17 protein-coding genes and 2 pseudogenes are annotated in these 23,830 nt (G+C 63.2%); 11 read left to right on the top strand and 8 right to left on the bottom strand.

Features of this window, described 5'->3' with window-relative positions; all coding sequences use genetic code 11:
* Positions 1-49: 49 nt before the first annotated feature.
* Positions 50-1,006, bottom strand: coding sequence for a fimbrial protein (locus FPT15_RS27360; RefSeq protein WP_256676528.1), 957 nt, complete (start codon positions 1,004-1,006; stop codon positions 50-52).
* Between the two features lie 50 nt (positions 1,007-1,056).
* Entirely contained in the window at positions 1,057-1,728 is a 672-nt protein-coding gene (locus FPT15_RS27355; protein WP_256676527.1) for a molecular chaperone, read from the bottom strand.
* Between the two features lie 220 nt (positions 1,729-1,948).
* Between FPT15_RS27355 and FPT15_RS27350 the strand changes: the two genes are divergently transcribed.
* Positions 1,949-2,470: a chemotaxis protein CheY gene (locus FPT15_RS27350; protein ID WP_145165906.1), complete on the top strand. Its 522-nt coding sequence runs from the start codon at positions 1,949-1,951 to the stop codon at positions 2,468-2,470.
* On the opposite strand, the gene FPT15_RS27345 is transcribed toward FPT15_RS27350, so the two are convergent.
* The gene (locus FPT15_RS27345) at positions 2,413-4,770 is read right to left on the bottom strand and encodes an FdhF/YdeP family oxidoreductase (protein WP_145165905.1); all 2,358 of its coding nucleotides are present in this window, start codon (positions 4,768-4,770) and stop codon (positions 2,413-2,415) included. The genes FPT15_RS27350 and FPT15_RS27345 overlap by 58 nt on opposite strands.
* 232 nt (positions 4,771-5,002) lie before the next feature.
* On the opposite strand from FPT15_RS27345, the gene FPT15_RS27340 reads away from it, so the two are divergent.
* Positions 5,003-6,118, top strand: coding sequence for a catalase family protein (locus tag FPT15_RS27340; RefSeq protein ID WP_372241502.1), 1,116 nt, complete (start codon positions 5,003-5,005; stop codon positions 6,116-6,118).
* Here the strand turns inward: FPT15_RS27340 and FPT15_RS27335 are convergent.
* Together FPT15_RS27335 and FPT15_RS27330 are read right to left on the bottom strand one after the other, a co-directional pair.
* Positions 6,104-7,309, bottom strand: a complete 1,206-nt coding sequence (locus FPT15_RS27335) for a DUF1835 domain-containing protein (protein ID WP_145165903.1) — start codon at positions 7,307-7,309, stop codon at positions 6,104-6,106. The genes FPT15_RS27340 and FPT15_RS27335 overlap by 15 nt on opposite strands.
* A gap of 266 nt (positions 7,310-7,575) precedes the next feature.
* A complete protein-coding gene (locus tag FPT15_RS27330) occupies positions 7,576-8,652 on the bottom strand; it encodes an aldo/keto reductase (RefSeq protein ID WP_145165902.1) in 1,077 nt (358 codons plus the stop codon).
* A 131-nt stretch (positions 8,653-8,783) separates the two neighbouring features.
* On the opposite strand from FPT15_RS27330, the gene FPT15_RS27325 reads away from it, so the two are divergent.
* Complete coding sequence (locus tag FPT15_RS27325) at positions 8,784-9,461, top strand: ATP-binding cassette domain-containing protein (protein ID WP_145165901.1); 678 nt, start codon at positions 8,784-8,786, stop codon at positions 9,459-9,461.
* The gene (gene fetB / locus FPT15_RS27320) at positions 9,458-10,249 is read left to right on the top strand and encodes an iron export ABC transporter permease subunit FetB (RefSeq protein WP_145165900.1); all 792 of its coding nucleotides are present in this window, start codon (positions 9,458-9,460) and stop codon (positions 10,247-10,249) included. Before FPT15_RS27325 ends, fetB begins: the two co-directional genes overlap by 4 nt.
* Before the next feature lie 141 nt (positions 10,250-10,390).
* Here fetB and FPT15_RS30195 read toward each other — a convergent pair whose 3' ends face one another.
* Complete coding sequence (locus FPT15_RS30195) at positions 10,391-10,582, bottom strand: hypothetical protein (RefSeq protein ID WP_256676529.1); 192 nt, start codon at positions 10,580-10,582, stop codon at positions 10,391-10,393.
* Between FPT15_RS30195 and FPT15_RS30190 the strand changes: the two are divergent.
* The 6 genes and pseudogenes from FPT15_RS30190 to FPT15_RS30185 form a co-directional block, all read left to right on the top strand.
* Positions 10,503-10,704: pseudogene (locus FPT15_RS30190) on the top strand (LysR family transcriptional regulator); the annotation flags it as partial. The gene FPT15_RS30195 and the pseudogene FPT15_RS30190 sit on opposite strands and share 80 nt — an antisense overlap.
* A 103-nt stretch (positions 10,705-10,807) precedes the next feature.
* Positions 10,808-11,440 (top strand): glutathione S-transferase family protein, encoded by a 633-nt coding sequence (locus FPT15_RS27305; RefSeq protein WP_145165899.1) that lies wholly within the window; start codon positions 10,808-10,810, stop codon positions 11,438-11,440.
* A gap of 29 nt (positions 11,441-11,469) precedes the next feature.
* Positions 11,470-12,390 carry a LysR family transcriptional regulator gene (locus FPT15_RS27300; protein WP_145165898.1) on the top strand — a complete coding sequence of 307 codons (921 nt, stop codon included), beginning with the start codon at positions 11,470-11,472 and terminating at the stop codon, positions 12,388-12,390.
* Positions 12,390-13,274, top strand: coding sequence for a LysR family transcriptional regulator (locus FPT15_RS27295; RefSeq protein ID WP_145165897.1), 885 nt, complete (start codon positions 12,390-12,392; stop codon positions 13,272-13,274). The genes FPT15_RS27300 and FPT15_RS27295 overlap by 1 nt, the downstream gene beginning before the upstream one ends.
* 80 nt (positions 13,275-13,354) lie before the next feature.
* Positions 13,355-14,290 (top strand): pyridoxamine 5'-phosphate oxidase family protein, encoded by a 936-nt coding sequence (locus FPT15_RS27290; protein ID WP_145165896.1) that lies wholly within the window; start codon positions 13,355-13,357, stop codon positions 14,288-14,290.
* A gap of 47 nt (positions 14,291-14,337) precedes the next feature.
* A pseudogene (locus tag FPT15_RS30185) lies at positions 14,338-14,807 on the top strand (sorbosone dehydrogenase family protein); the annotation flags it as partial.
* Between the two features lie 42 nt (positions 14,808-14,849).
* Here the strand turns inward: FPT15_RS30185 and adeC are convergent.
* A complete protein-coding gene (adeC, locus tag FPT15_RS27280; RefSeq protein ID WP_145165895.1) occupies positions 14,850-16,274 on the bottom strand; it encodes an AdeC/AdeK/OprM family multidrug efflux complex outer membrane factor in 1,425 nt (474 codons plus the stop codon).
* On the bottom strand, positions 16,274-17,068 hold the full coding sequence (locus FPT15_RS27275) for a helix-turn-helix transcriptional regulator (protein ID WP_106578919.1): 795 nt from the start codon (positions 17,066-17,068) through the stop codon (positions 16,274-16,276). The genes adeC and FPT15_RS27275 overlap by 1 nt, the downstream gene beginning before the upstream one ends.
* A 490-nt stretch (positions 17,069-17,558) precedes the next feature.
* Between FPT15_RS27275 and FPT15_RS27270 the strand changes: the two genes are divergently transcribed.
* Positions 17,559-23,830, top strand: a 6,272-nt coding sequence (locus FPT15_RS27270; protein WP_145165894.1) for a non-ribosomal peptide synthetase, incomplete at its 3' end; no start/stop codon positions are given.

The following is a 23,830-nucleotide window of genomic DNA, read 5'->3' as shown; positions in this document are numbered from 1 at the left end:
TTTAAGCGTCGGCCGTGTCGCGTGGCATAAGACGATCCTTAAAAATCAGCTATTTGTAATACATATCCACCACCACCGCGGCCTCGAATGCGCCGGGAATCGGCAGGGTGCGCCATTTCAAATCGGCGCGGAATTCGTCGTGGCTCTGGCCCAGGCCCATGAGGTTCTGCAGCGTGAACCAATTGTCGAACGGCAATTGCTGTTGGCTCTCGGCGCGGGACAGGGCGATGCCCACCGATTTATTGTTGTCCGGTACCAGCAATCCATTGATCACACTGCCGCCACCTGGCGTGGTGGCGAAGCGCGCGCTGACGGTATAAGGCGTGTCGCAGCCTTTGCGCAGGTTCAAGCTGAAGTTTGCGGTGCTGGCGACTTCGCCGATTGCAAACTTGCGCGAGGGCATCGGGAAGCTGACCACGCTGGGGCTGATCGTCAGCTCGGGGGTACAGGGCACGAAGCGGATGCCGTTCATGCCGGTGACCACGTAGTTGAAGTTGCTGTTGGGCCTTGAGTTCAGCCCGCGCACGCCGTCCAGCTGGAACACCCGATACTCGGTCAGGGTACTGGCCTGGCCACTGGGAGGCGTCGGGTCGTATTTCTCGATGAATACGCTGAAGTTGAGGGTGAAGCGCGCCTTTTCCCAGCCTTTGCAGTTGGTCAGGTTGCAGCCGCGGTCGGAAAAGAACCCGGTGCCGACCTTGCCGGTACTTTGGGTGATCGGCTGGTTGTTATAGCGAATACCCACGCGGATACCCGTGCCGATGCTGACGTTGGCCGGGTTGACGTAGAAGTAGATTTCCTCGCGGCCGTAGTAGTAGTCATCTTTGCAAATCACATTGGTGGAGCGTGGGCCGGACTCCCAGATAATGCTGCCGTTTGGCGCATCGGCCGCCACCGCCAGGGCGGTGCCCAGGGCTTCCTTGGTAATGATCGAGTCGCTGCCGTCCTCACGGCAGGCCAGCGCATGGCTGGTGGCGGGCAGGACTGCGCAGGCCCACAGCAGCATGGGTAGCATTCGTTTGGTGAGTGACATTGGTGCAAATACCCCGCGAACCATCAGTTGAGCGCCGCGCTGTGGCGGGCTTGCAAACCGATATCGGTGATTTCGGTGAAGTGGAGGGTGGTGCCTTTGGGCAACGGGCCTGGCGCGGTCAGGGTTTTGCGCTCGAAAGGCTTGAGCAGCAGGTAATCACTGAGCACCTGGCCGTCGGTTTGCAGGTTCACCAGCGACAGGTGAAAGGCGCTGGGATTGCTGACCGTGACGGTGCGCCCATCGTTGCTGCGCCATTGCAGCTGCTGCACCGCGTCGGCCGAACCGCCTTTGAGCGCGGGTGGCCGATAGAACAGCTTGAGCCGCTGGCGTATCGCAAACTGCACGCTGTTGGGGTCTTCCGGCTTGAGCGGGATCTCCATGATGTTCAGCCAGAACAGCGATTCACGGTCGCTGGGCAACCCTTCACCGGCATACAGGATGCGTAACTGATGATGCTCGCCGGCGCCCAGTTGCACCAACGGCTCGGTGGCGGCAAACGGCACGCTGTGGCTGCTGGCTTCGTCCTCGCCGCTGATCCAGGTTTGCACCACCACCTCCCGTGCAGCCTGGTTGACCACGCCGATGTTGGCTTCGCGGTCATGGCCGAAATAGATCAGGCGTGTGCCTTCGACCTTCAGCGCGGCGCTGGCAGGCGGCGGTGCAAGGGCCAGCAATCCGCAGGTTAAAATCATCATTCTGAGTAAAAACATGAGCACAGATGAATCCATGGGAGCGTGGGGGAACGCGGCCCATGGTAGGGGCAGGGCGCAGCGGGGGCTTTCAGGCGATTCTTAAAAGTGCGCGGCTGTACCCGGTTACCGTTTCAGAATCGCCTTAAAGTCAGGTTTCACCCCTGACAGGTAACGTGGTCAGCGTTGAATGATCGACGCGGATGCCCAACTGTCAGGTTTACCTATGTCCAATAAAGCGTTACGCCTTCTGATTGCCGATGCAGACATTCTGCAACGGATCAAGATCGAGAAAATGCTCAACCAGCTGGGCTATCACCGTATCGTCCCCTTGAGCTCGTTCGACGAACTGCAGGTACTGACTCGTTCGGGCGTCGTGGCGTTCGACCTGTTGATCATCAACACCGCGCTGGTGCACTCGCGGCAGGTCAACCTGTTGAAGTATTGCCATGACAACCCGCTGATTCGCCACACGCTGATCTACGACGGGCAATGTGCGCAAAGCTCGGTGGTGTCGGTATCGGTCAGCCAGACCCTGCACTTGTCGCTGTCGCAATCGCCGGATTTCAACTCGCTGCGTCGCTGCATGGAAGTGGTCGATCCTGACCATAGCCTGCCAACCGTCGAACGCCCGGTGCTGCGCGCCGTTGACAGCCGGACCAGCGTGCCGTCAGCGGTGCCACGCGCGATCTACCAGGGCGATCCGGCGGTGGTGGCCTGCGCCGTCGGGCTCTCGCCCAAGCGTTGATCAACCGGCAGACTCAAGCGTATCGGCACCGATTTGGCCGCCGGCACCTTGCTGCGTTCGGCGTGGTGCCAGAGCGGCACCAGTGGGTTGCATTCGGGGTAATACGCCGCGGCGCAGCCTTCGGGGATGTCATACGCAACGATTTCCAGCGGGCCGACCTGGCGCTTGACCTCAGGCTCTATGGCGGTGGTCAACATCACCCCCTGACCGTTCTCGAAACCCAGCCGCGCGATATCGTTGCGGTGCATGAAGATCACCTCGCGCGTGCCACTGATGCCGCGAAAGCGATCCTCGTAGCCATAGATCGTGGTGTTGAACTGGTCGTTGCTGCGCAGCGTCATCAGTTGCAGCACGTCACGCGCCAGCACATCGGTGTTGACGTCATCGTCTTCATTGAGCGTGGCGGGCAGCACGAACTGTGCCTTGCCGCTTTCAGTCAGCCATTCGCGCTGCGCAACGGCGATGGGGCGGTGAAAACCTCCCGGTTCGGCCATGCGAGTTTCCATGTCGTGGAAGATTTGCGGGTAGATGAGGCTGATGGCGCTGCGCACTTTTGAGTAGTCCGCGCTCCAGCGCTGCCAGTCAATCGAGCCGCCCGCTGGCAACGTGGCCTGGGCCAGGCCGGCGACGATGCTGGCCTCGGCGCGCACGTGGGCGCTGACCGGTTCGGCGCTGCCATGCCAGCCGTGGATGCAGCCGGTGCTGTCCTCGGTGGCCCAGGTTTGCTCGACACCCTGCTGCCGGTCGATTTCTATACGCCCCAGGCACGGCAGCAGCCACTGGTGTTGCGCGGGCAGCAAGTGCGTGCGATTGAGTTTGGTCGCGATCTGCACATTGAGTTGCAAGGTTTGCCAGGCCGGCTCCATGCGCGACGTGTCGGGAATCGCGCGCAGGAAGTTGCCGCCCAGGCCGATGAAGCCGCGCACACGCCCGGCCAGAATGCCTTCGCAGGCGTCCACCGTGCACAGGCCCATTTGCTCCGGCACCTTGAAGCCGAACTGCTGCTCGATCAGCTCGACCGGGACTTTTTTCGGGTCTTCGGTAATGCCCACCGTGCGCTGGCCCTGCACATTGGAGTGGCCGCGCACCGGGCAGATGCCTGCGCCCGGCTTGCCGAAATTGCCGCGCATCAGCAACAGGTTCACCAGCATCTGCACGTTTTGCACCCCGTGCCGATGCTGGGTCAGGCCCATGCCGTAGATCATCATGACCCGGTTACTGCGCGCGTACACCTGCGCGGCCGCTTCCAGGGCGCCGCGGCTCAGGCCGGAGCGGCGCTCGATGGTCGGCCACTGCGCGGCGCGAACCATCGCCGCAAACGCCTCGAAGCCTTCGGTGTGTTCGGCGATAAAGGCGTAGTCGAGTACCGGCGCACGCCCGTCGCGCTGCGCCTGGTCGTCCAGCTCCAGCAGCACTTTAGCCAGGCCGAGCAGGGCGGCCGTGTCGCCACCGATCGCCACCTGGTGATACTGGGTACTGATCACGGTGGATTCGGGGGTGAGCATTTCTACCGGTGATTGCGGATTGACGAAGCGTTCCAGTCCGCGTTCGCGCAAGGGGTTGAAGGTGATGATCGGCACGTCGCGTTTGCGCGCATCCTGCAACTGGTGAAGCATGCGCGGGGCATTGCTGCCGACATTCTGGCCGAAGAAAAACAGGCAGTCGGTGTGCTCGAAATCTTCCAGCGTCACGCTGCCGACGGGGATGCCGATACTTTCCTGCAGGCCGACCGAGGTGCTTTCGTGGCACATGTTCGAACTGTCGGGCAGGTTGTTGGTGCCATAGGCCCGGGCGAACAGCTGGTACATGAACGAGGTTTCCAGCGAGGCGCGGCCCGAGGCGTAAAACACCACGCTGTCGGGTTGCAGCGTTTGCAATTGCGCGCCGATCTCGCGGTAAGCCTCCTCCCATGACGTTTCGCGGTAGCGGTCGGTGGCCGCGTCGTAGCGCATCGGATGGGTCAGTCGACCGTGTTGCTCCAGTGCGTAGTCAGACCATTGGCGCAGTTCACTGAGCGAGTGTTCGGCGAAGAACGCAGGTGAGGTCTTGAGCGAGGTCAGTTCCCAGGCCGTGGCCTTGGCGCCGTTTTCGCAGAACTCCAGGGCATGCGGCTTGCCGGGTTTGGCCCAGGCGCAACTGACGCAGGCGAAGCCATCGGGCTTGTTCTGTTTGAGCAGCGCTTTGGTGGCCTTGGCAAAGGCTTGCTCGCGCCAGAGGATTTTCATCACCGACTGTGCCGAGCCCCAGCCGCCGCTCGCGTGGGTGTAGGGGTGAAAGTGGGCTTTTGGATAGATGAGCATGGGCTGCACCTGAGGGCTTTATCGGTGAGGGATAACGTTACGACGAGTACGCTTGGCAAAAGGTTCGAGTGGGCTTCCCGGCGGCAGGCTAACCGCTCGTCCGACGCCGTGCGGATTTGTTGAACATCCGTTTCTCTGCCTCGGCCCTATCAATCAAGACGGCCGCATTTATTCAGTCGTCGCTGCCTATTAAAAAAGCCTGCCGTGAATACCTTGCCGAGCGGAGAGACGCCTGATGAACGACCTACCTGCAGTCAACCCAGCAATTCAGCCTTTGGCTTTTGAGCCGTCATTCGAACAGATTCCCGATGATGAAGCGCAGACCAGCAAGGAGCTGGCCGAAGCGCTGCACGGCATCATGGAAACGACCTTTCGCGACAGTGGCCACGCCACTCGCAGTGTCCACGCCAAGGCCCATGGCCTGCTGCGCGGGCACATCAGCGTGCTGGAGAACCTGCCCGCCACACTGGCCCAGGGCGCGTTTGCCAAACCGGTGAGGTTGCCGGTGTACCTGCGCTTTTCGACCAACCCTGGCGATATTCTCGATGACAAGGTGTCCACGCCCCGCGGGCTGGCAATCAAGATCGTCGGCGTGGACGGCCCGCGATTGCCGGGCAGTGATGGCGAGGTCACCCAGGATTTCGTCATGCAAAACGCCAAGGCCTTCACGGCCGCAACGCCCAAGGCTTTTTTGAAAACCCTGAAATTGTTGGCCAAGACCACTGACAAAGCGCCGGGCATGAAAAAAGCCTTCTCGGCGCTGCTGCGAGGCGTGGAAGCCACCCTTGAATCCATGGGCGGCGAAAGCGGCACGCTGAAAAGCCTTGGTGGCCATCCGCAGACCCATATTCTTGGCGAGAGCTTTTCCAGCGTGGTGCCGATGCTCTATGGCCCTTACTACGCCAAAATCGCTGTGGTGCCGGTGTCGTCCAACCTGACGGCATTGACCGACTTGCACGTGGACTTTGGCGACAACCCCGACGGCCTGCGCGCAGCCGTTGAGGCTTATTTTGCCCAGAGCGGCGGCACCTGGGAGGTGCGCGTGCAATTGGCCACTGACCTGGAAAAAATGCCCATCGAGGATGCTTCCGTGCAATGGCCCGAGGACCTCAGCCCATACGTGACCGTGGCGCGCATCGACCTCGAACCCCAGGCGGCCTGGAGCCCTGAAAACGTCCAGAAAATCGACGACGGCATGGCCTTCAGCCCGTGGCACGGGCTGGCGGCGCATCGCCCGTTGGGCGGAGTAATGCGCGTGCGTAAACCGGCTTACGAGATGTCGTCCGGGTTCAGGGCCGAGCACAACGGGTGCCCGATCCACGAACCGCGGCCGTCAATCACGCCATAAAGGTTGGTGGTCGTCATCCAGCGTCCAGTGGGGTTGGCGGGGTTCCAGACACACCCCGCCAACCCAACGCGTATGGCTGGCATGGTCCAGCCAATAGGCGTCGGCGTTCACCACCGCTTGCCCCAGTGGGGTCAGTGCGAGTGGGCGACGCGGCCAATCGTGCTCGGTCGCAGTTTCGACCAGTAACGGCGCGTCACCATCGATCAACGGGCGCAACAACGCATGGAACATCATGTCGCCCAGAAACGGCAGCGGCTCACGCTTGCCCATCAGTTCTGCGAACACCCGGCCAAAGGGCACGGGCCCGGCTTCGGCGATGTACTGCAGGGACAAGCGTTCGGTGAGTGACAAACCATCGCGTGTGCCTGGCAGCTCCTGCAATTGGCGCGTCAGCGCGGGCGCGAGCAAGGGCAGGGCGCGGTGGTTGCCGTGAGCCAGCTGCGCCCAGTCGACCGGCGAGGGATTGCAATAAGCCGACCAGGCTTGCTTGGCCAGTTGCACGGCCTCATCGTCGATCAACCGGCGCTGTGGCCATAACCACGCGAGGACGTCGGGTGCCAGTTGGCCAATGCCGATAAACCGCTCGACGCCGGGAATGCGGTGCACTTCGATCAGCTCAAGCTTGCGCGGTGCCTGCTCAAGCCCGGCCAACGCACGGATCAGGAACAGCTGGTCATAGGCATCTGCCTCGCACCACAGCACGCTGTGATCGGCGTCGGCCAAGGCCTCAAGCTGGTGGTATTCATCACTGATGCGCCGCGCGACTTCGGTGGGGTCCAGGGCGAAGGCCTGGCTGATAAACGCGCTGCGCATCGCACGGAACGCGTCGCCGGGGAGGTCACGCACCGGCCCCATGCACAGCGGATCGGTGAGCATCTGGAACTGGCCTTTGAACCCCGCCACCTGCAGGGTGTGGGCAATGTCGCTGCCGCAACGCCAGTGGGTGGTGCGGGCTTCATCACTGGCCTCAAACGCGGGGTGGCGGGCGGCGAAGTCGAGGGCGTCGACGTGCGCCTTGAGCTTGGGCCAACTGCTGAACCCCAGTTGCCGGGCGACGTGCCATTGGGCCTGGGACAACGTGGCTGTGGGGTCCTGGCTTTTCAGGCGCGGCAACAGTTCCTTGGCGCGCTTGCGCTGCTGCTCAAGGTTAAGACGGCCATCGGTGTTGGAGGATACAGGGCGTTGCGACATACGATCTCCTTGCACATACCTTTTCCGCTTTAAGGTTGGGAGTCGTAGAAATGAAATGCAGCGTGAGTGTCTTGGGCGCAGCCCTTTCCGCGGAAGGTGGCGTAGAGAGCGCCAGGCGGGAAATATAGGCAGCATTGGCGCTCAGTGCAACCCTGCACGTGTGGGAACGGGCCTGCCCGCGAAAGCGCGATGTCAGTCAGCCAATGTGCTGACGGAACCACCGCTTTCGCGGGCAAGCCCGCTCCCACCTTTTTGTTGTGTTGCTCTTACTTGTCCTTGCGCGCATCCATGGTCTTTTGATGCTCGGCCAGGAACGGCTGCTCCGCCGGGTCAAAACGGTCGATCCCGGCGGTGAAGCGATGCCAGTACGGATACAACGGCTGTCGCCGCGTCACCGCCTCGATGCGTGAAGACTGTTCTTCGGTGAGTTTCAGTTCGGTCGCCGCCAGGTTGTCGCGCAAGTGTGCTTCGGTGCGGGCGCCGACGATCAGCGAGGTAATGCCCGGGCGATCCTTGAGCCACGCAAGGCAAGTGCGCGCCACCGATACACCGTGCTCGTCGCCTACGGCGGCGAGGGTTTCGATGATATCCAGCGCGCGTTCCAGGTCATGCACATAGGGTTCCGGCCAGTCACTGCCTTGGCGGGTAGTGGCCGGTGGTTTGTGCCCGCGCCGCGTCGAACCGGTCAGCAGGCCTTCGCCCATCGGGCCCCATACCAGCGTGCCAACGGACTGGTCGAGCGCCAGCGGCAGCAGTTCATATTCGGCTTCGCGCGATTCCGGTGTGTAGTAAATCTGCTGGGTGATGGGCTTGAGCATGCCGTGCAGCTCGGCCTTGCCCAGGGTTTTCATCATTTGCCAGGCCGTGAAGTTGCTGGTGCCGAAGTAGCGGATCTTCCCCGAACCGACCAACAGGCGCAGCGCTTCGAGGGTTTCCTCGATGGGCGTCATGCCGTCCCAATTGTGCAATTGGTACAGGTCGATGTGGTCGGTGCCCAGGCGCTTCAAGCTGGCTTCGCAGGCGCGGATCAAGTGGTAGCGCGAGGAACCGGAGTTGTTCGGGTTCTTGTCCACCGGGCTGCGGCCCTTGGTGGCCAACAGGATGTCGTGGCGCTTGTCGCCCAAGGCCTTGCCCACCACTTCTTCGGCCAGGCCGTGGGAGTAGAGGTCGGCGGTGTCGACCATATTCACGCCGGCGTCGAACGCGATGTCGAACATGCGCTTGGCCTGCGGCACGTCCACCGCGCCGCACTTTTCAAACTCGGCGCGGCCGCCGAAGGGCACGGTGCCCAGGATGATTTCGGACACCAGCAGGCCTGAATGGCCCAGTTGTCGGTATTGCATGTCGCCTCCTGTTTACATTGCACGTGAAGGTGTGAACGACATGAACGGCGATAGTTTGAATTTTTTCATGAAATCTTCGTGCACCTGCCGCACCATTGCGCCCAACAGGATTTAAGAGGAACACCGCGTCCATGAGCGCACTGATAGAAACCCGCGCCCTCACGCGCGTGGACGAGCGTCGCCAAGTGGCCTTGCTTGAGCCGACAGACTTCACCCTGAACAGCGCCGACCGCGTGTCGATCACCGGTTCTTCCGGCTCCGGCAAAAGTGTGTTCCTGCGTGCGCTGGCGCTGCTGGATGCGCCCACCTCAGGGCAGATTCTGTGGAATGGCCAGCCCGTTGCCAACGCCGAAATTCCCCATTACCGCAGCCACATCAGCTACCTGTCGCAACGTCCTGCGCTGCTTGAGGGCACGGTGCAAGACAATCTGCGTTTTCCGTTCAGCCTCAAGACGTTGCGCAAGCGCCGCTTCGACCTGCAGGCGGTCACCACGCTGCTCGGGCATGCCGGGAAAACGGCCGACTTTCTGCACAAAAATGCCGGTGACCTGTCGGGCGGTGAAGCCCAGGTGGTCGCGCTGATCCGCACGCTGCAACTCAACCCCGAGGTGCTGTTACTCGACGAACCCACAGCGGCCCTCGATCCCACGTCTTCCCGTGATGTGGAAGCGCTGATCGACGCCTGGTTTGCCGGCGACACCTCGCGTGCTTTCATCTGGGTGTCCCACGACCTCGACCAGGCCCAACGCATGAGCGCCATCCACCTGCAGATGAGCGCCGGCGTGCTGAGCGCAGTGGCCCAACCATGAATTATCAAAACCTCACCGCGCTGGACATGGGCATCGCCGCCTCGCTGATCCTGATCAACGGCGCGCTGTCTTTGCTGTTGCGCCTGGGCCTGGGTCGCCAGTTGCTGTGGGCGGCGGTGCGCACGGTGGTGCAGTTGTTGGCCATCGGTTATCTGCTGGGCTGGGTGTTCGAGTTTGCCTACTGGTACGTGGTGCTGCCGCTGATGTGCGCGATGACCTTGATCGCCGGCCTGTCGGCGGCCGGGCGTGGGCGCAGAACCTATCGCGGGCAACGGGTCGACAGCATCCTGTCGGTGTGGGGCAGCTCCTGGCTGGTCACGGCGGTGGGTTTGTTTGCGGTGATCCGCATCCACCCGTGGTACGAGCCGCAGTATGCGATCCCGATTCTGGGGATGATCCTTGGCAATACCCTGACCGGCGTGTCGCTGGGCATCGAGCGCATGACCCAGGAACTGACCTCGGGGCGCAACACCATCGAGATGATCCTGGCGTTGGGCGGTTCGCGCTGGGAAGCCGCGCAGGAAGCCATCCGCCAGGCAGTACGCGCCGGGATGATCCCGACGCTGAACCAGATGACGGTGGTTGGCATCGTCAGCCTGCCCGGCATGATGACCGGCCAGGTACTGGCGGGAGAGAGCCCGGTGGACGCGGTGCGGTATCAGATCGTGATCATGTTTCTGATCGCCGCGTCGTCGGCGCTGGGCACGGTAGGTGCGGTGTTGCTCACCTATAGGCGGCTGTTTTCCACCCACCACCGGTTTTTGCGCGACCGGCTGCAAGAGCGCTGACACAGCAGCCAGCACCGCCCAAATGTGGGCGCTGGCTTGCCTGCGATAACGGTGTATCAGTCGCCGAATAAGCTGACTGAACCACCGCTATCACAGCCTCGCTGAAGCCCGACAGCTCCTCCAGGGTTTGGCGGGAAGGCCTCAATCCAGATCCGCCACACCAAAGTCCAGCACCACCTTCATCGCCTGGGTCTTGTCCGCCGCCAGCTCAAATGCTTGCACCGCATCACCGAACGGCACGGTGTGGGAGAACATCGCCTCGGAGCTGGGCGAGTTCACCACCATGCTCGCGCTGGTGTCTGCCGGGTTGCGCGTCGGGGTGTTGCCGGCCAATTGCGTGTCGCGTCACCTCGAGCTGGGGGTATGAGGCCAGCACCGGACTGGCCTGGACCGAGCTGGACAGCGCGGTGAAGATCACGCTGTCCAGCCTGAACATGGAATTATTCGCGCAGTGATTGTTTCGTCCGGTGAAATGCTGGATTGTAAATCCTGATGATTCCCGGGATCAGCGCAGCGGTGGAACATGGCGGCGTCGATACCTCATCCTTGGAGCCTTTCATGTCCCAGCCTGCAATCAAACTGTATGGTTTCCCACTGTCCGGCCACTCCCACCGAGTGGAGCTGATGTTGTCGCTGCTGGGGCTGCCCCGCGAGTTTATTCTGGTAGACCTCAAGCAGGGCGCGCAGAAAGCCCCGGACTTTATGGCCCGCCTCAACCACTTCGGCCAGGTGCCGGTGATTGATGACAACGGCACGGTGTTGGCCGATTCCAATGCGATTCTGGTCTACCTCGCGAACACCTACGGCGACGGCCAATGGCTGCCGAGTGATCCTGCCGGCCAGGCGCGCGTGCAGCGCTGGCTGTCGGCCGCCGCCGGTCAACTTCACGCCGGGCCGGCGGCCGCGCGACTGGCCGTGGTGTTTGGCGCCGAGGTCGACACCGTCAGCGCCATCAGTCGCTCGCACGCCCTGCTGAGGCTGGTGGAGCAACAACTGGGCCAGAGCCGCTTCCTGGCCAGCGAGCAGCCGAGTATTGCCGATATTGCCTTCTACACCTACGTCGCCCACGCGCCGGAAGGCAATGTGTCGCTGGCCGACTACCCTCAGGTACGCGCCTGGCTCGCCAGCATCGAGGCCTTGCCAGGCTTTGTCGGCATGCCGCGCACGGCAGTGGGGCTGCAAGCGCCGTAAATGATCTGTGGCCAGAAGAGTGAGCGCCGATGGACCGATTTCATGAAATGCAGGTATTTCTCGCGGTCGCCGAGGAGGCGGGCTTCGCCGCTGCCGCACGCCGCCTGAAAACCTCGCCGCCCAGCGTGACCCGGGCCATTGCCGCCATGGAACAACGCATCGGCACGCAACTGCTGGCGCGCACCACGCGCAGCCTGCACCTGACCGAAGCCGGCCAGCGCTACCTGGAAGATTGCCGACGCATCCTCGCCGAACTGAACGAGGCCGAGGACGCGGCGGCAGGCAGTTATTCCATCCCGCGCGGTCACCTGACGCTGACCGCGCCCGTGCTGTTTGGCGAATTGTATGTGGCGCCGGTGCTGGGCGATTACCTGGACCGTTTTCCGCAGGTGAGCATCAACGCCTTGCTGGTCGATCGCGTGGTGAACATGGTCGATGAAGGCGTGGAGGTGGCCGTGCGCATCGGCCATCTGCACGAGCCGGGGCAGCAGGCAATCAAGGTGGGAGAAGTGCGCCGCGTAGTGTGTGCTGCGCCAGGGTATCTCGACCAGCACGGCAGGCCGGCGCGGCCGGAGCAACTGCGTGAAGCGAAGATTGTCACGTCGTCCTCCAGCCAGTTGGTGAGTGAGTGGCGGTTTATCGAGGGCGGCCAACCGCTGACCGTGCCTATCGAGCCGCGTCTGGTGGTCACGGCCAATAACGCGGCGATCAACCTGGCGCGGTTGGGTTGGGGCATGACGCGAGTGCTGTCCTATCAAGTCGCAGCGGCGGTGGCGGCGGGGGAGCTGGAAATTGTGCTGGAGGATTTTGAGCCGGCGCCGCTGCCGATCCAGGTGGTGTTCCAGAAGAGCGCGCGGGTACCGGCCAAAATTCATACCTTTGTCGACTTTCTCACTCAGCGCCTCGGGCAGGACGCGGCCCTGAACCCGGCGCTGAGGCGGCGCAGCTGATGGAGCGTTATCGCGACATGCGGCTGTTTGCGGCGCTGGCCGGGCAACCGAGCCTGGCCTCGGCGGCCCGTCACGCACACGTCTCCAGCCCGACGCTGATGCGTGCGATTGCGCGTGTGGAGGCGCGCCTGCACGCGCAGTTGCTGCAACGCAGTACGCGAGGTGTGAGCCTGACCGACGCGGGCAGCGCCTACCTGGCCGACTGCGTGCGCCTGCTGGCCGCGGTGGACGCCGCCGAAGCCTCGGCCCAGGGTTTGCACGCGCAGCCTCAGGGCAACCTGCAAGTTTTTCTGCCGTTTCTGTTCAGCCGCTACGTCATGGCGCCGGTGTTGGCTGGCTATATGGAGCGTTACCCCGACGTGCGTCTCGTTGCCCGCTATCACGACTATTACCCCAACCTGCATGAAGAGGGGCTGGACGTGGCAATCCTGGTCGGTGAACTGCCCAGTTCGTCACTTATCGCCCGCAGGGTAGGGCAGGTGCGCCCGATTCTCTGCGCCAGCCCCGACTACCTGGCCGCTCACGGCGAGCCGGCGCATCCCGACGACCTCAAGCAGCATCGCCTGATCGCCAGTGCCGATCAGGTTGACTGGGGCTTCAAAGGCGGCTCATTGAAGGCGCGCGCATGCTTGAGTTGCACCACGGTGCAAGGCGCGATCAATGCCGCCGTGCACGGTGCGGGGCTGATTCGCTGCCTCAGCTACCCGGTGCATGACCAGTTGGCGAGCGGCCAGTTGCGTCGCCTGCTACCGGCCTTTGAACCGCCGGCGCTGGCGGTGCACGTGGTGTACCGCGAAGGCCGCAACGCGCCGATGCGCGTGCGCAGTTTTGTCGATCACTGCGTGGCAGCGCTGCGTGACCATCCGGCGTTTCAGTTGGCGTAATGCTGGATTGCCAAGCGTGGGCATTCTCTCGATGGGCGACAGAGCGCAGCATTCACCCATCCAACACTGAGGTGTGCGCCATGAACCTGATCGAACCCTCCCCCTGGCATGCCGGCGAACGGCAGATGCAGCAAAGCGCCGGCGTTGCCGAGCGCATGGCAGTCGTGGGGCCCAAGGTGATCCGCGACCATTTGCCGGAGCAGCATCGGGATTTTTATCCGCTGTTGCCCTACTTGATGCTCGCGGTGGTGGATGCGCAAGGCATCCCTTGGGCGACGCTGCTCGAAGGCGCGCCGGGGTTTGCCCATTCACCCGACCCGCACACCTTGCAGATCGACAGCTTGCCGTCCAAGGGCGACCCGGCGCTGGCTGCGTTACACCGCGGTGCGTCCGTGGGCCTGCTGGGCATCGACCTCACAACCCGCCGCCGCAACCGCATGAACGGGCGCGTGGGCAGCCTTGGTCACGCTGGCTTTTCGGTCGAGGTGGTGCACACGTTCGGCAACTGCCCCAAGTACATTCAACGACGCCCGGTCGAGGGCATCGCGCGCCAACCCGGCACCTTGGTCGAGCCCTTGAACGGCCTGGATGACGCCGCGCAACACCTGATCCGCAACGCTGACACCTTCTTTGTCGCAAGCTACGTTGACGAGGAGGGCGCACGCTCGGTGGACGTCTCCCATCGCGGCGGCAACACCGGCTTCGTGCGCGTCGACGGCAATGTGCTGACCATTCCCGACTTCGCCGGCAATCTGTTCTTCAACACCTTGGGCAACCTGTCGGCCAACCCTGTGGCGGGGCTGTTGTTTATCGATTTCGAATCGGGCGACGTGCTGCAGATTGCCGGGCGCACCGCGCTGATCCTCAGCGGCCCCGAAGTGGCCATGTTCGACGGTGCGCAGCGGTTATGGACGCTGACCGTGGAGCATGCGGTACGGCGCCCGGCAGCGCTGGCGTTGCGCTGGCAGTTTGCCGAGTTCTCGCCGTTCAGCCTGGCGATGGGCCGTTGGCCGTGATTTGCAGCGCGGCCGGATTATCTGTCGCAAGCCGGCCAAGCGCATGCTTCGGCATGGCGCTGGTGGGTGATGAGCTGTACATCGGCAACGCTGACGCGGTGGTCAAGGTGGCGTTACCTCGGGCCAGACCCACATAGACGCCACGCCGGTAAAGGTCACCGGGCTGCCGGCCGGGATCAACCATTACTGGACCAAAAACCTGCTGGCCAACCCGGACGGCACGCGGCTCTATGTGACGGTGGGCTCCAACAGCAATGTCGGTGAAAACGGCCTCGACGCCGAAGAAGGCCGCGCGGCATCTGGAAGCCTGGCTCCACCCAACTGTGGACAGTGGTCAACGAGCGTGACGAAATCGGCAGCCACCAGGTGCCCGATTACCAACGGCGTTCGCCGATGGCGTGTTTGTCGGTGAACAGGGTTCGTGGAACCGCAACCCGCAGGCCGGTTACAAGGCGCGTTGCTGGTGGCAGACGATGTGGGCAACAAGGTGTGGCGGGTGGCACAGCGCACCCCTTGAACGCTGCACAAAGGATGTGGCTAGCCCACATCCAAACCCGCTTTATTTTGCCGTCGCCAGCACCGGCGTATCCCCCCACGCGCCACCCAGCGCCGTATACAGGTTTACCTCCGCCACCAACTGTGCCAGCCGGTCGACAATCAGCGCTTGTTGCGAACTGAACAACGAGCGCTGTGCATCGAGAAACGTCAGGTTGCTGTCCACGCCGCTGCGGTAGCGGTGTTGGGCCAGGTCGTAATAGGCCTGGTTGGACGCGACGAAATCGCGTTGTGCATCCAGCTGGTCATTAAAGGTCTGGCGGGCGGCGAGGCCGTCGGCGACTTCCTGAAAAGCCGTCTGGATCGACTTTTCGTACTGGGCCACAGTGATGTCCTTTTGCAGTTTTGCGTAGTCGAGACTGGCGCGCAGGCTGCCGGCGTTGAAGATCGGCAGGTTGATCTGCGGCTGGAAGGTCCAGGTGCCCGAGCCGCCCTTGAACAACCCCGACAGTTGCGTGCTGGTGCTGCCGGCGTTGGCCGTGAGGGTCACCGATGGAAAGAACGCCGCGCGCGCCGCGCCGATATTGGCGTTGGCGGCCTGCAACTGATATTCGGCCTGGAGGATATCCGGGCGCCGTTGCAGCAAGTCGGACGGTAACCCTGCGGGCACTCGCGCCACCAGCTCATCGGCGAGTGGGCGCGCCGGCAAATGCTCATCCACCGGCGCGCCCACCAGCAGGGCGAGGTTGTTCAGGTCCTGGGCGAGCTGGCGTTCATAACGGGCCACGCTCGCACGTGTGCTTTCCACCGCGGTGCGCGCTTGCACCACGTCCAGCGCCGAGGCCTTGCCCGCACTTTTGCTGCGGCTGGTGAGCTGCCAGCTGTGGTCGTCGGCATCCAGGGTTTGCTGGGCCAGGGCCAGCAGTTCCTGGTCGGCGCGCCAGGTCAGGTACGCATTGGCGACGTTGGCCACCAGGCTCAACTGCGCGCTGCGTCGCGCCTCTTCGGTGCCCAGGTACGTGAGCATCGCCTGCTCGCTGAGGCTGCGCACACGGCCGAACAAATCCAGTTCATAAGCGCTGAGCCCCAACGTGGCGGAATAATTGGAAGTAATCGCAGACTTGCCGGTGCCGGTCACATCGCCCGGCAACTTCTGGCGTTTGCCGGCGCCTGTGGCGGATAGGGCCGGGAACAGGTCCGCACGCTGGATGCGGTACTGCGCCTGGAACGCCTCCACATTCAGCGCCGCAACGCGCAGGTCGCGGTTGTTGAGCAGCGCATTGGCGATCAACTGCTGCAAGGCAGGGTCGTGGAACACCTGCTGCCAGTCCTGGGTTATCGCCACGGTGCCCGATTGCGCCAGACGGTAGACCCCGCTTTGCGGGTACTGCGCCGGCACAGGCGCCGCCGGCCGCTGGTACTCGGGGATCAGCGAGCAACCGCCGAGCATCCAGGCCACGCCTAGCGTTGTGAGCATCCCTTTGTTCATCAGGCGCCAACCATCCATTTGGCCAGGCCATGTCGGCCACTGACGCCCAACTTGGCTGCGGCGCGTTTGAGGTAGGTTTCGATCGAGCTGTTTTTCACGCTGAGTTTTTCCGCCATTTGCGGCACGGTGCCGCCGGTCAACAGGCCCAGGCACACTTCCTGCTCGCGCGCCGAGAGGGTGATATCGCTTAAGGACAAACGCTTGTAGAACTCGCGCTGCAGCTGCGACTGCTCCAGCGGGTTGTGCGCCGGCTCGATCTCGGTGTGCGGTGCCTGGCGCAGGATCTGCGCGTGCCGTTCCATCAACGGCAGCAGGGTGTCCGACAGGCACTTGAGGAACGACAACTGCGCCAGGGAAAACCCCGGCTGCGTCGGCGGGCGATAGAACGAAATCACGCAGCGTCGATTGCCCTGGCGCGACACCAGGTTGCACTGGTGTGAGCTGCCGCGCGGGTGCGCGCTGTTGGCCTTGGCCTTCATTTGAATCAACAGCGGGTCCTGCATGCGCAGCATTTGCCGCAGCAGCGGGTGGTCTTTGATGGGGTGCAGGGTCTGCGGCGCAGACAGGTCATTTTTAACGCCGGCGCTGCCCAGGAGCTTGATCTCGCGCACGCTGTCGCGCAGCTCGTCGAGGGTCCATTCACTGAGGTCCACCAGATGAATCGGCACCCACTTGTCCACGAGGTGCAACATGTTGGCGGCGAAGTGCTGGTGGCCGCTGCTTGAAATCAACTCACCCATTTCGGCGTAGAAATGCGGGCTCTGTGTGTCGCCAATACTGCGGGTCAGACTCATAGCCATCTCATCCTTGATGTCGAAAACCGTCGACGGGGCGCCCTGGGTTTGTGAGGCGCGGTCCGTGCTCCTTGAACGTAGTTCGGCGTTCGAGATTTTATTTAGCCATAGGGATTTGTCCTACGTATGCAGCGGAAACGAGGGACACAACCTGCCATAAAAACCACGTCATTAATTCGACGTTTCTGACAGCTCATTCCGCCCACGAAAAACCGCCTATGCTTTTTAGATTTAATTAACGTGCTGATTTATATGAAAAATATGTTTATTTAAAAAATTTTTTTAAGCATTGGTAGCGGCCACAAATAGCCAATTTCCTACAAGCGTTTAATCGATTCAGCAATGAACCCTCAGCCAAGGTCGTTTTGCGCCTTTGTGGTGTCCGGGTTTCGGGTGACAGACAGGCCCGAACCCCCATGCTCAAATCCGGCAATTTCGGCGAAATGGGCCCTCGCGCGGCCAGTGCCTGAACTCCCATGAGAAGGATCTTATGACGCATCTCACCCGCCAGCCGGCCAGCTTCCCCCTCACCGCTGCCCAACAGGACATCTGGCTCGACCAACTGCGTGTGGGCGACTCACCGCTGTACAACATCGGCGGCTATGTCGATTTCGCCGGGCCGGTGGTCCCCGATTTGATCCAGCGCGCCGTCGAGCGGCTGGTGGCCAAACACGATGCATTGCGCACCCAGCTGCATAGCGACGACCAGGGTCTGCCTCGGCAAACCTTCGTCCCTGCGATGGCCGTGGAAGTGGGCCAGTACGATTACTCTGCGCTGCCCGACCCGCAGGCCGCGACCCAGGCATTGATGCAGGCGCAAATGGCCCGCCCGTATGCCATGAGCGGTGAACCGTTGTTTCGGTTCTTCCTGGTCAAACTCGATGATGATCACTACCGCCTGGGTACCCAGGCTCACCACCTGATCCTCGACGGCTGGGGCTTTGGCCAGATGCTGCAGTCCCTGGCTCGGCTGTACAGCGACCTGGAGCAAGGTCGGCAACCGGAGCCACTGGCGCCGTCCTATATCGACTTCATCGACACCGACCAGCGCTACTTGCAATCGGCGCGTTATGCCCGTGACCGTGCCTATTGGCTGGACAAATACCAGGTGCTGCCCGCGCCGCTGTTGACGCCTCGGCATAACGCGCAGGCGCCGAGCAATACGCTGGTGCAAGCGTTTCCGGTGGCGCTGCTCAACCGCATGGAACAAGTGGCCAACCGTTATCAGGCCTCGGCCTTTCATGTGTTGCTGGCGGCGATGTACGTGTATTTCACCCGCACCAGCCAACGCGATGAGTGGGTAGTGGGGTTGCCGATTCTCAACCGCTCCAACGCGCGTTTTCGGTCTACCGTGGGTTTGTTCACCCAGGTGAGTGCGGTGCGTTTTCAGTTCAGCGAGCAGTTGTCATTCAGCGCCTTGGTGCGTGGCATACGTGACCAGCTCAAACAGGATTTCCGTCATCAACGCTTCCCGTTGAGCGAGATGAACCGTGAGCTGGGCCTGCGGCGTACAGATCGTGGCCAGTTGTTCGACCTGTCGGTGTCCTTCGAGCAGGACGACCACGACCTGCGTTACGGTCAGGTCCAGGCCCGCGCGGTCAAGGTTTCCAACCATCATGAGCCGCTGCCGATTGCCATCCACCTGCGCAGCAACCGTTATCAGGACACCGCGTGCCTGCACTGCGTGTACAACGAGGCGTATTTCCAGCACGACGACGTGAAAGCGATGGCGCAGCGCTTTACCTGGCTGCTGGAACAGGGCCTGGAAGACACCGTGCTGAGCGTGGCTGAGTTGTCGCTGGTCACGCCGGCCGAACAGGCCCAATTGCTGCGTTGGAATGCCACCGCACAACCCGCCACCGAACCGCAAACCCTGCACGCGCGCATAGAGGCGCAGGCCGCACGCACGCCGCAGGCCATCGCGGCGGTGCACCAGGGCCAGCAGTTGACTTACGCCCAGCTCGATCAACAGGCCAATGCGCTGGCCTGGCAGTTGCTCGAACACGGCGTGCAGTTGGACGATCGCGTGGCGATTGTGGCCCGGCGTGGCCTGGACACCTTGGTGGGGTTGTTGGCGATCCTCAAATCCGGCGCCTGTTATGTCCCCGTGGACCCGGCCCATCCTGCCGAACGCCTGAACTACCTGTTGCACGACAGTGCGCCCGTGGCGGTGCTGACTCAGCAGGATTTGCTGCATCGCCTGCCTTTGCTGGACGTGCCGGTCATCCGCCTGGAGCACCCGGCCGTGCACCTGGGCGACAGTCCGCGAGTCGCCGTCACGCCGTCGAACCTGGCCTACGTGATTTACACCTCCGGCTCCACCGGGCAGCCCAAGGGTGTGATGGTCGAGCACCATACGGTGGCGAACCTGGTGGATTGGCATTGCCGGGCGTTCGACCTGCGCGCCGGCAGCCACACGGCCAGCGTGGCCGGCTTCGGGTTTGATGCGATGGCCTGGGAAGTCTGGCCGGCGCTGTGTGTGGGCGCGACGCTGCACTTGCCGCCGGCACAGGATGACGCACAGGACATCGATGCGTTGCTCAACTGGTGGCGCGCGCAGCCGTTGCAGGTGTGCTTTTTGCCGACGCCGGTGGCCGAGTACGCCTTCAGTCAGCGCCTGGAACACCCTACATTGCGTACATTGCTGATCGGCGGCGACCGGCTTCGCTCGTTCAGCCGAACGCAGACGTTCGAGGTGATCAACAACTACGGGCCCACCGAAGCCACGGTGGTCGCCACCTCCGGGCGTGTCGAAGTGGGCCGGCCGCTGCATATCGGCGCACCGGTCGCCAACGCCTGCGTCTACTTGCTTGATGAGCAGCAACGCCCGGTGCCCATCGGTGTGGCGGGGGAGTTGTACGTCGGCGGCAAGGGCGTGGCGCGCGGGTATCTCAACCGTCCGGAACTGACCGGCGAACGTTTTCTCGATGACCCCTTCAGCAACGGCCGGATGTACCGCACCGGCGACCTGGCCCGTTGGCTGCCCGACGGCAATCTCGAGTACCTGGGCCGCAATGACGATCAGGTGAAAATCCGCGGCGTGCGTATCGAGCTGGGGGAAATCGAATCTGCGCTGGCCACGCACCCGGCCGTCATGGAAGCCGCCGTGCTGTTTCGTGAGGGGCAATTGCTGGCGTGGTATGTCGAACGCGCCAGCGTCACTGTCGAATCGCTGCGTGCCCATCTACAAGCCTCGTTGCCTGACTACATGCTGCCGGCGGCCTACGTGAAGCTGGCGGCTTTCCCGCTCACCGCCAACGGCAAGCTCGACCGCAAGGCTTTGCCGGCGCCCACACAGGCGGCTTTTGTGACGCGGTTGTTTGAGGCGCCACGCGAAGGCGTGGAAACCACTCTGGCGCAGATCTGGACGCAGTTGCTGCATGTGCAGCAGGTAGGGCGCCATGACCATTTCTTCGAGTTGGGCGGGCACTCGCTGCTGGCGGTGCAACTGGTGCAACGCATGCGCGATGCCGGGTTGCGCGCCGACGTGCAGGTGTTGTTCGGCCAGCCCACCCTGGCAGCGTTGGCGGCGGCCAGTGCCGGCAGCGACAGACAGGTGCCGGCTAACCGCATCCCGTCGGGTTGCACGCACATCACGCCAGACATGCTCGCGCTGGCCGAACTGGATCAGCCCGGCATTGATCGCATCGTCGCCGGCATTCCGGGAGGGGCGGCCAATGTGCAGGAAATCTACCCGCTGGCGCCGTTGCAGGAAGGCTTGCTTTACCACCACCTCACCGACGAACGCGATCCCTATCAGCAACATGCGCTGTTCAGTTTCGCCAGTCGCGCGCAGCTCGACGCGTTTGCCCAGGCGTTGCAACAGGTGATCAACCGTCACGATATCCTGCGTACCAGCCTGGCTTGGGATGCCCTGGAACAGCCCATGCAAGTGGTGTGGCGCGACGCACAATTGCGGGTTCAACCCCTGCGCGAACAGCATCAGCCGCTGGACTTGCGCCAGGCGCCGCTGATGGCCCTGGATTACGCCGAAGAGCCGCATAACCGGCGCTGGGTTGCCAAGCTGCGTTTCCATCACTTGGTCAACGACGCCACCTCGACCACCGTGCTGGTGGACGAAATCCGCGCGCACCTGCTTGGGGAGCAGGCGCAACTGCCGGTGCCGGTGCCGTATCGCAATGTGGTCGCACAGACCCGGGCGCCGGAACGACAGGCCGCCCACGAGGCGTTCTTCGGCGAGCGCCTGGCGGATGTCGACGAGCCGACCCTGGCGTTCGGCTTGCAGGAGCGGCAGGCAGACCGCGCTGAAATCGAGGAGTCCGAACAGCCTCTCGGCGACGCGCTCAACCAACGCCTGCGGGCCCAGGCGCGTGCCCTTGGCGTCAGCGCTGCCAGCCTGTTTCATCTGGCTTGGGCGCATGTGCTCAGCCGTGTCGCGGGCCGCGATGACGTGGTGTTTGGCACCGTGCTGCTCGGCCGTTTGCAAGCCGGCGAGGGCGCCGATCGCGCGCTGGGCATGTTCATCAATACCTTGCCGTTGCGCGTGCGCCTGGCCGGGCAAACCGTGCTCGATGCGCTCAATGACACCCACACCCAGCTCAGCGCCTTGTTGGCCCATGAACAGGCCTCGCTCGCCTTGGCCCAGCGTTGCAGCAGTGCGTCGCCGCTGTTCAACAGCCTGCTCAACTACCGTCACACCGACGCTGACCCACGCCTGAACCTGGTGCCGGGCATTGCGTTGCTCAGCAGTGAAGACATCCTCAGTTACCCGTTGATGCTCACCGTTGACGACGTTGCCAGCGGCTTTCGGCTCAAGGCCAAGGCGCCGCGCAAGGTCGGCGCCCAGCGGCTGTTGGCATACCTCGACACGACCCTGCACGGCTTGGCCGACGCACTCGAACACGCACCGGCCACGCCATTGCGCACGGTGCCGGTGCTGCCTGCCAGCGAGCTGCACCGGCTGTTGGTGGACCTCAACGCCACCGAAACCGGCTACCCCGAAACCCTTACCGTGCAGGCGCTGTTTGAAGCCCACGCGCGGCACATTCCCCATGCCATCGCGGTACAGGCCGGCGAGCGGCAACTGACCTACCGCGAGCTCAATGAGCGCGCGAATCAGCTGGCCTTCCACCTGCGTGAACGCGGGGTCGAGCCGGATTCGCGGGTGGCGCTGTGTGTCGAGCGCGGGCTGGACCTGGTGGTGGGTTTGCTGGCGATTCTCAAGGCGGGCGGCGCCTATGTGCCGCTCGACCCGGGCTATCCGCGCGAGCGCCTGGCCTACATGCTCAACGACAGCCAACCGGTGGCCCTGCTGGTGCACGCCGCCACCCGCGACTTGCCGGGCGCGGTGTCTGTCCCGGTGATCGACGTTGACCAGAACGCCTGGAGCCAGGCGCCCAGCGGCAATCCGTCGGTGCCCGGCTTGAGCGTCGCCAACCTGGCCTACGTGATGTACACCTCGGGTTCCACCGGCACGCCCAAAGGCGTGATGATCGAACATCGCGGCCTGGGCAACCTGATGCACTGGGGCTCCCGGCTGTGCCCGAATACCGAAGGCGGCGCGTTGCTGCAACGTGCGCCGTTCAGCTTCGACGGCTCGGTGTGGGAGTTGTTCTGGCCACTGGCCAACGGCATGCGCCTGGTACTTGCGCGGCCCGACGGCCACCGTGAACCGGCTTATTTGGCGCAAGTGATTCGCGAGCAGCAGATCACGGTGATCAAGTTCGTGCCGGCGATGTTGCAGCAGTTTCTCGAGCTGGAAGAGTCGGCATTGTGCACCAGCCTCACCGACGTGCTTTGCGGCGGTGGCGAACTCACCGAAGCCCTGGCCCGTGGCGTGCAGGCGCGCCTGCCCAAGGTGCGTTTGCATAACGTCTACGGGCCCACCGAAGCCACGGTGGACAGCAGCGCGTGGACGTTGGAACCCGGCGATCCGGTGCCGGCCTTGCAGCTGCCGATTGGCCGTGCGATCAACAACACGCGCCTGTATGTGCTGGACGAACACGATGCGCCGGTGCCGATGGGCGTCAGCGGCCAGCTGCATATCGGCGGCGTTGGCGTAGCCCGGGGTTATCTGGGGCTGGAGCAGATGACGGCCGAGCGCTTTATCGACAGCCCGTTCGTGGCGGGTGACCGGCTGTACCGCACGGGCGATCTGGTGCGTTACTTGCCGGACGGTAATCTGGAATTTCTGGGGCGCAATGACTTTCAGGTCAAGCTGCGCGGTGTGCGCCTGGAGCTGGGGGAGATCGAGTCACGCCTGGCGGCGCATCCGGCGCTGCGCGAGGTGGCGGTACTGATTCGCGATGAGCGGCTGGTGGCCTACTTCACCCTGCGCGCTCAGGCGCCGAGCCTGGAGGCTTTGCGTGCCCATGTGCTGGAGCAATTGCCGGAGTACATGGTGCCGGCGGCTTTTGTGCAGCTTGAGGTATTGCCGCTTAATCCCGCCGGTAAGCTTGACCGCAAGGCGCTGCCTGAGCCGGGGCTGGAGGCGGTGGTCAGCCGTGCGTATGAGGCGCCGGTGGGTGAGGTGGAAACCTTGATGGCGGGGATTTGGGCGCAGGTCTTGAAGCTGGAGCGGGTAGGGCGGCATGACCATTTCTTCGAGCTGGGCGGGCATTCGTTGCTGGCGGTGAGTTTGGTGGCGCGTATGCGCAAGGCGGGGTTGGATGTGGATGCGCGGACGTTGTTCAGTCAGCCGACTTTGGCGCAGCTTGCAGCGTGCACTGCGACACGGGTGGAGTGTGTGGATGTTGTGCAGACGGCTATTCCGCAGCTTGGGCCTGTCGCTTATACACATCT

The sequence above is a fragment of the Pseudomonas sp. RGB genome (genome assembly GCF_007713445.1).
Lineage (GTDB): Bacteria > Pseudomonadota > Gammaproteobacteria > Pseudomonadales > Pseudomonadaceae > Aquipseudomonas.
This window is presented reverse-complemented; position numbering and strand designations above follow the sequence as displayed.

Bases quoted from the DNA above. Each gene is read 5' to 3' on its own strand.
- FPT15_RS27335 (WP_145165903.1), bottom strand. From the start codon at position 7,309: ATGTCGCAACGCCCTGTATCCTCCAACACCGATGGCCGTCTTAACCTT.
- FPT15_RS27275 (WP_106578919.1), bottom strand. From the start codon at position 17,068: ATGAGTCTGACCCGCAGTATTGGCGACACACAGAGCCCGCATTTCTAC.
- FPT15_RS27330 (WP_145165902.1), bottom strand. From the start codon at position 8,652: ATGCAATACCGACAACTGGGCCATTCAGGCCTGCTGGTGTCCGAAATC.
- FPT15_RS27300 (WP_145165898.1), top strand. From the start codon at position 11,470: ATGGACCGATTTCATGAAATGCAGGTATTTCTCGCGGTCGCCGAGGAG.
- FPT15_RS27305 (WP_145165899.1), top strand. From the start codon at position 10,808: ATGTCCCAGCCTGCAATCAAACTGTATGGTTTCCCACTGTCCGGCCAC.
- FPT15_RS27345 (WP_145165905.1), bottom strand. From the start codon at position 4,770: ATGCTCATCTATCCAAAAGCCCACTTTCACCCCTACACCCACGCGAGC.
- FPT15_RS27350 (WP_145165906.1), top strand. From the start codon at position 1,949: ATGTCCAATAAAGCGTTACGCCTTCTGATTGCCGATGCAGACATTCTG.
- adeC (WP_145165895.1), bottom strand. From the start codon at position 16,274: ATGAACAAAGGGATGCTCACAACGCTAGGCGTGGCCTGGATGCTCGGC.
- FPT15_RS27290 (WP_145165896.1), top strand. From the start codon at position 13,355: ATGAACCTGATCGAACCCTCCCCCTGGCATGCCGGCGAACGGCAGATG.
- FPT15_RS27355 (WP_256676527.1), bottom strand. From the start codon at position 1,728: ATGATGATTTTAACCTGCGGATTGCTGGCCCTTGCACCGCCGCCTGCC.
- FPT15_RS27325 (WP_145165901.1), top strand. From the start codon at position 8,784: ATGAGCGCACTGATAGAAACCCGCGCCCTCACGCGCGTGGACGAGCGT.
- FPT15_RS27360 (WP_256676528.1), bottom strand. From the start codon at position 1,006: ATGCTGCTGTGGGCCTGCGCAGTCCTGCCCGCCACCAGCCATGCGCTG.
- FPT15_RS27295 (WP_145165897.1), top strand. From the start codon at position 12,390: ATGGAGCGTTATCGCGACATGCGGCTGTTTGCGGCGCTGGCCGGGCAA.
- fetB (WP_145165900.1), top strand. From the start codon at position 9,458: ATGAATTATCAAAACCTCACCGCGCTGGACATGGGCATCGCCGCCTCG.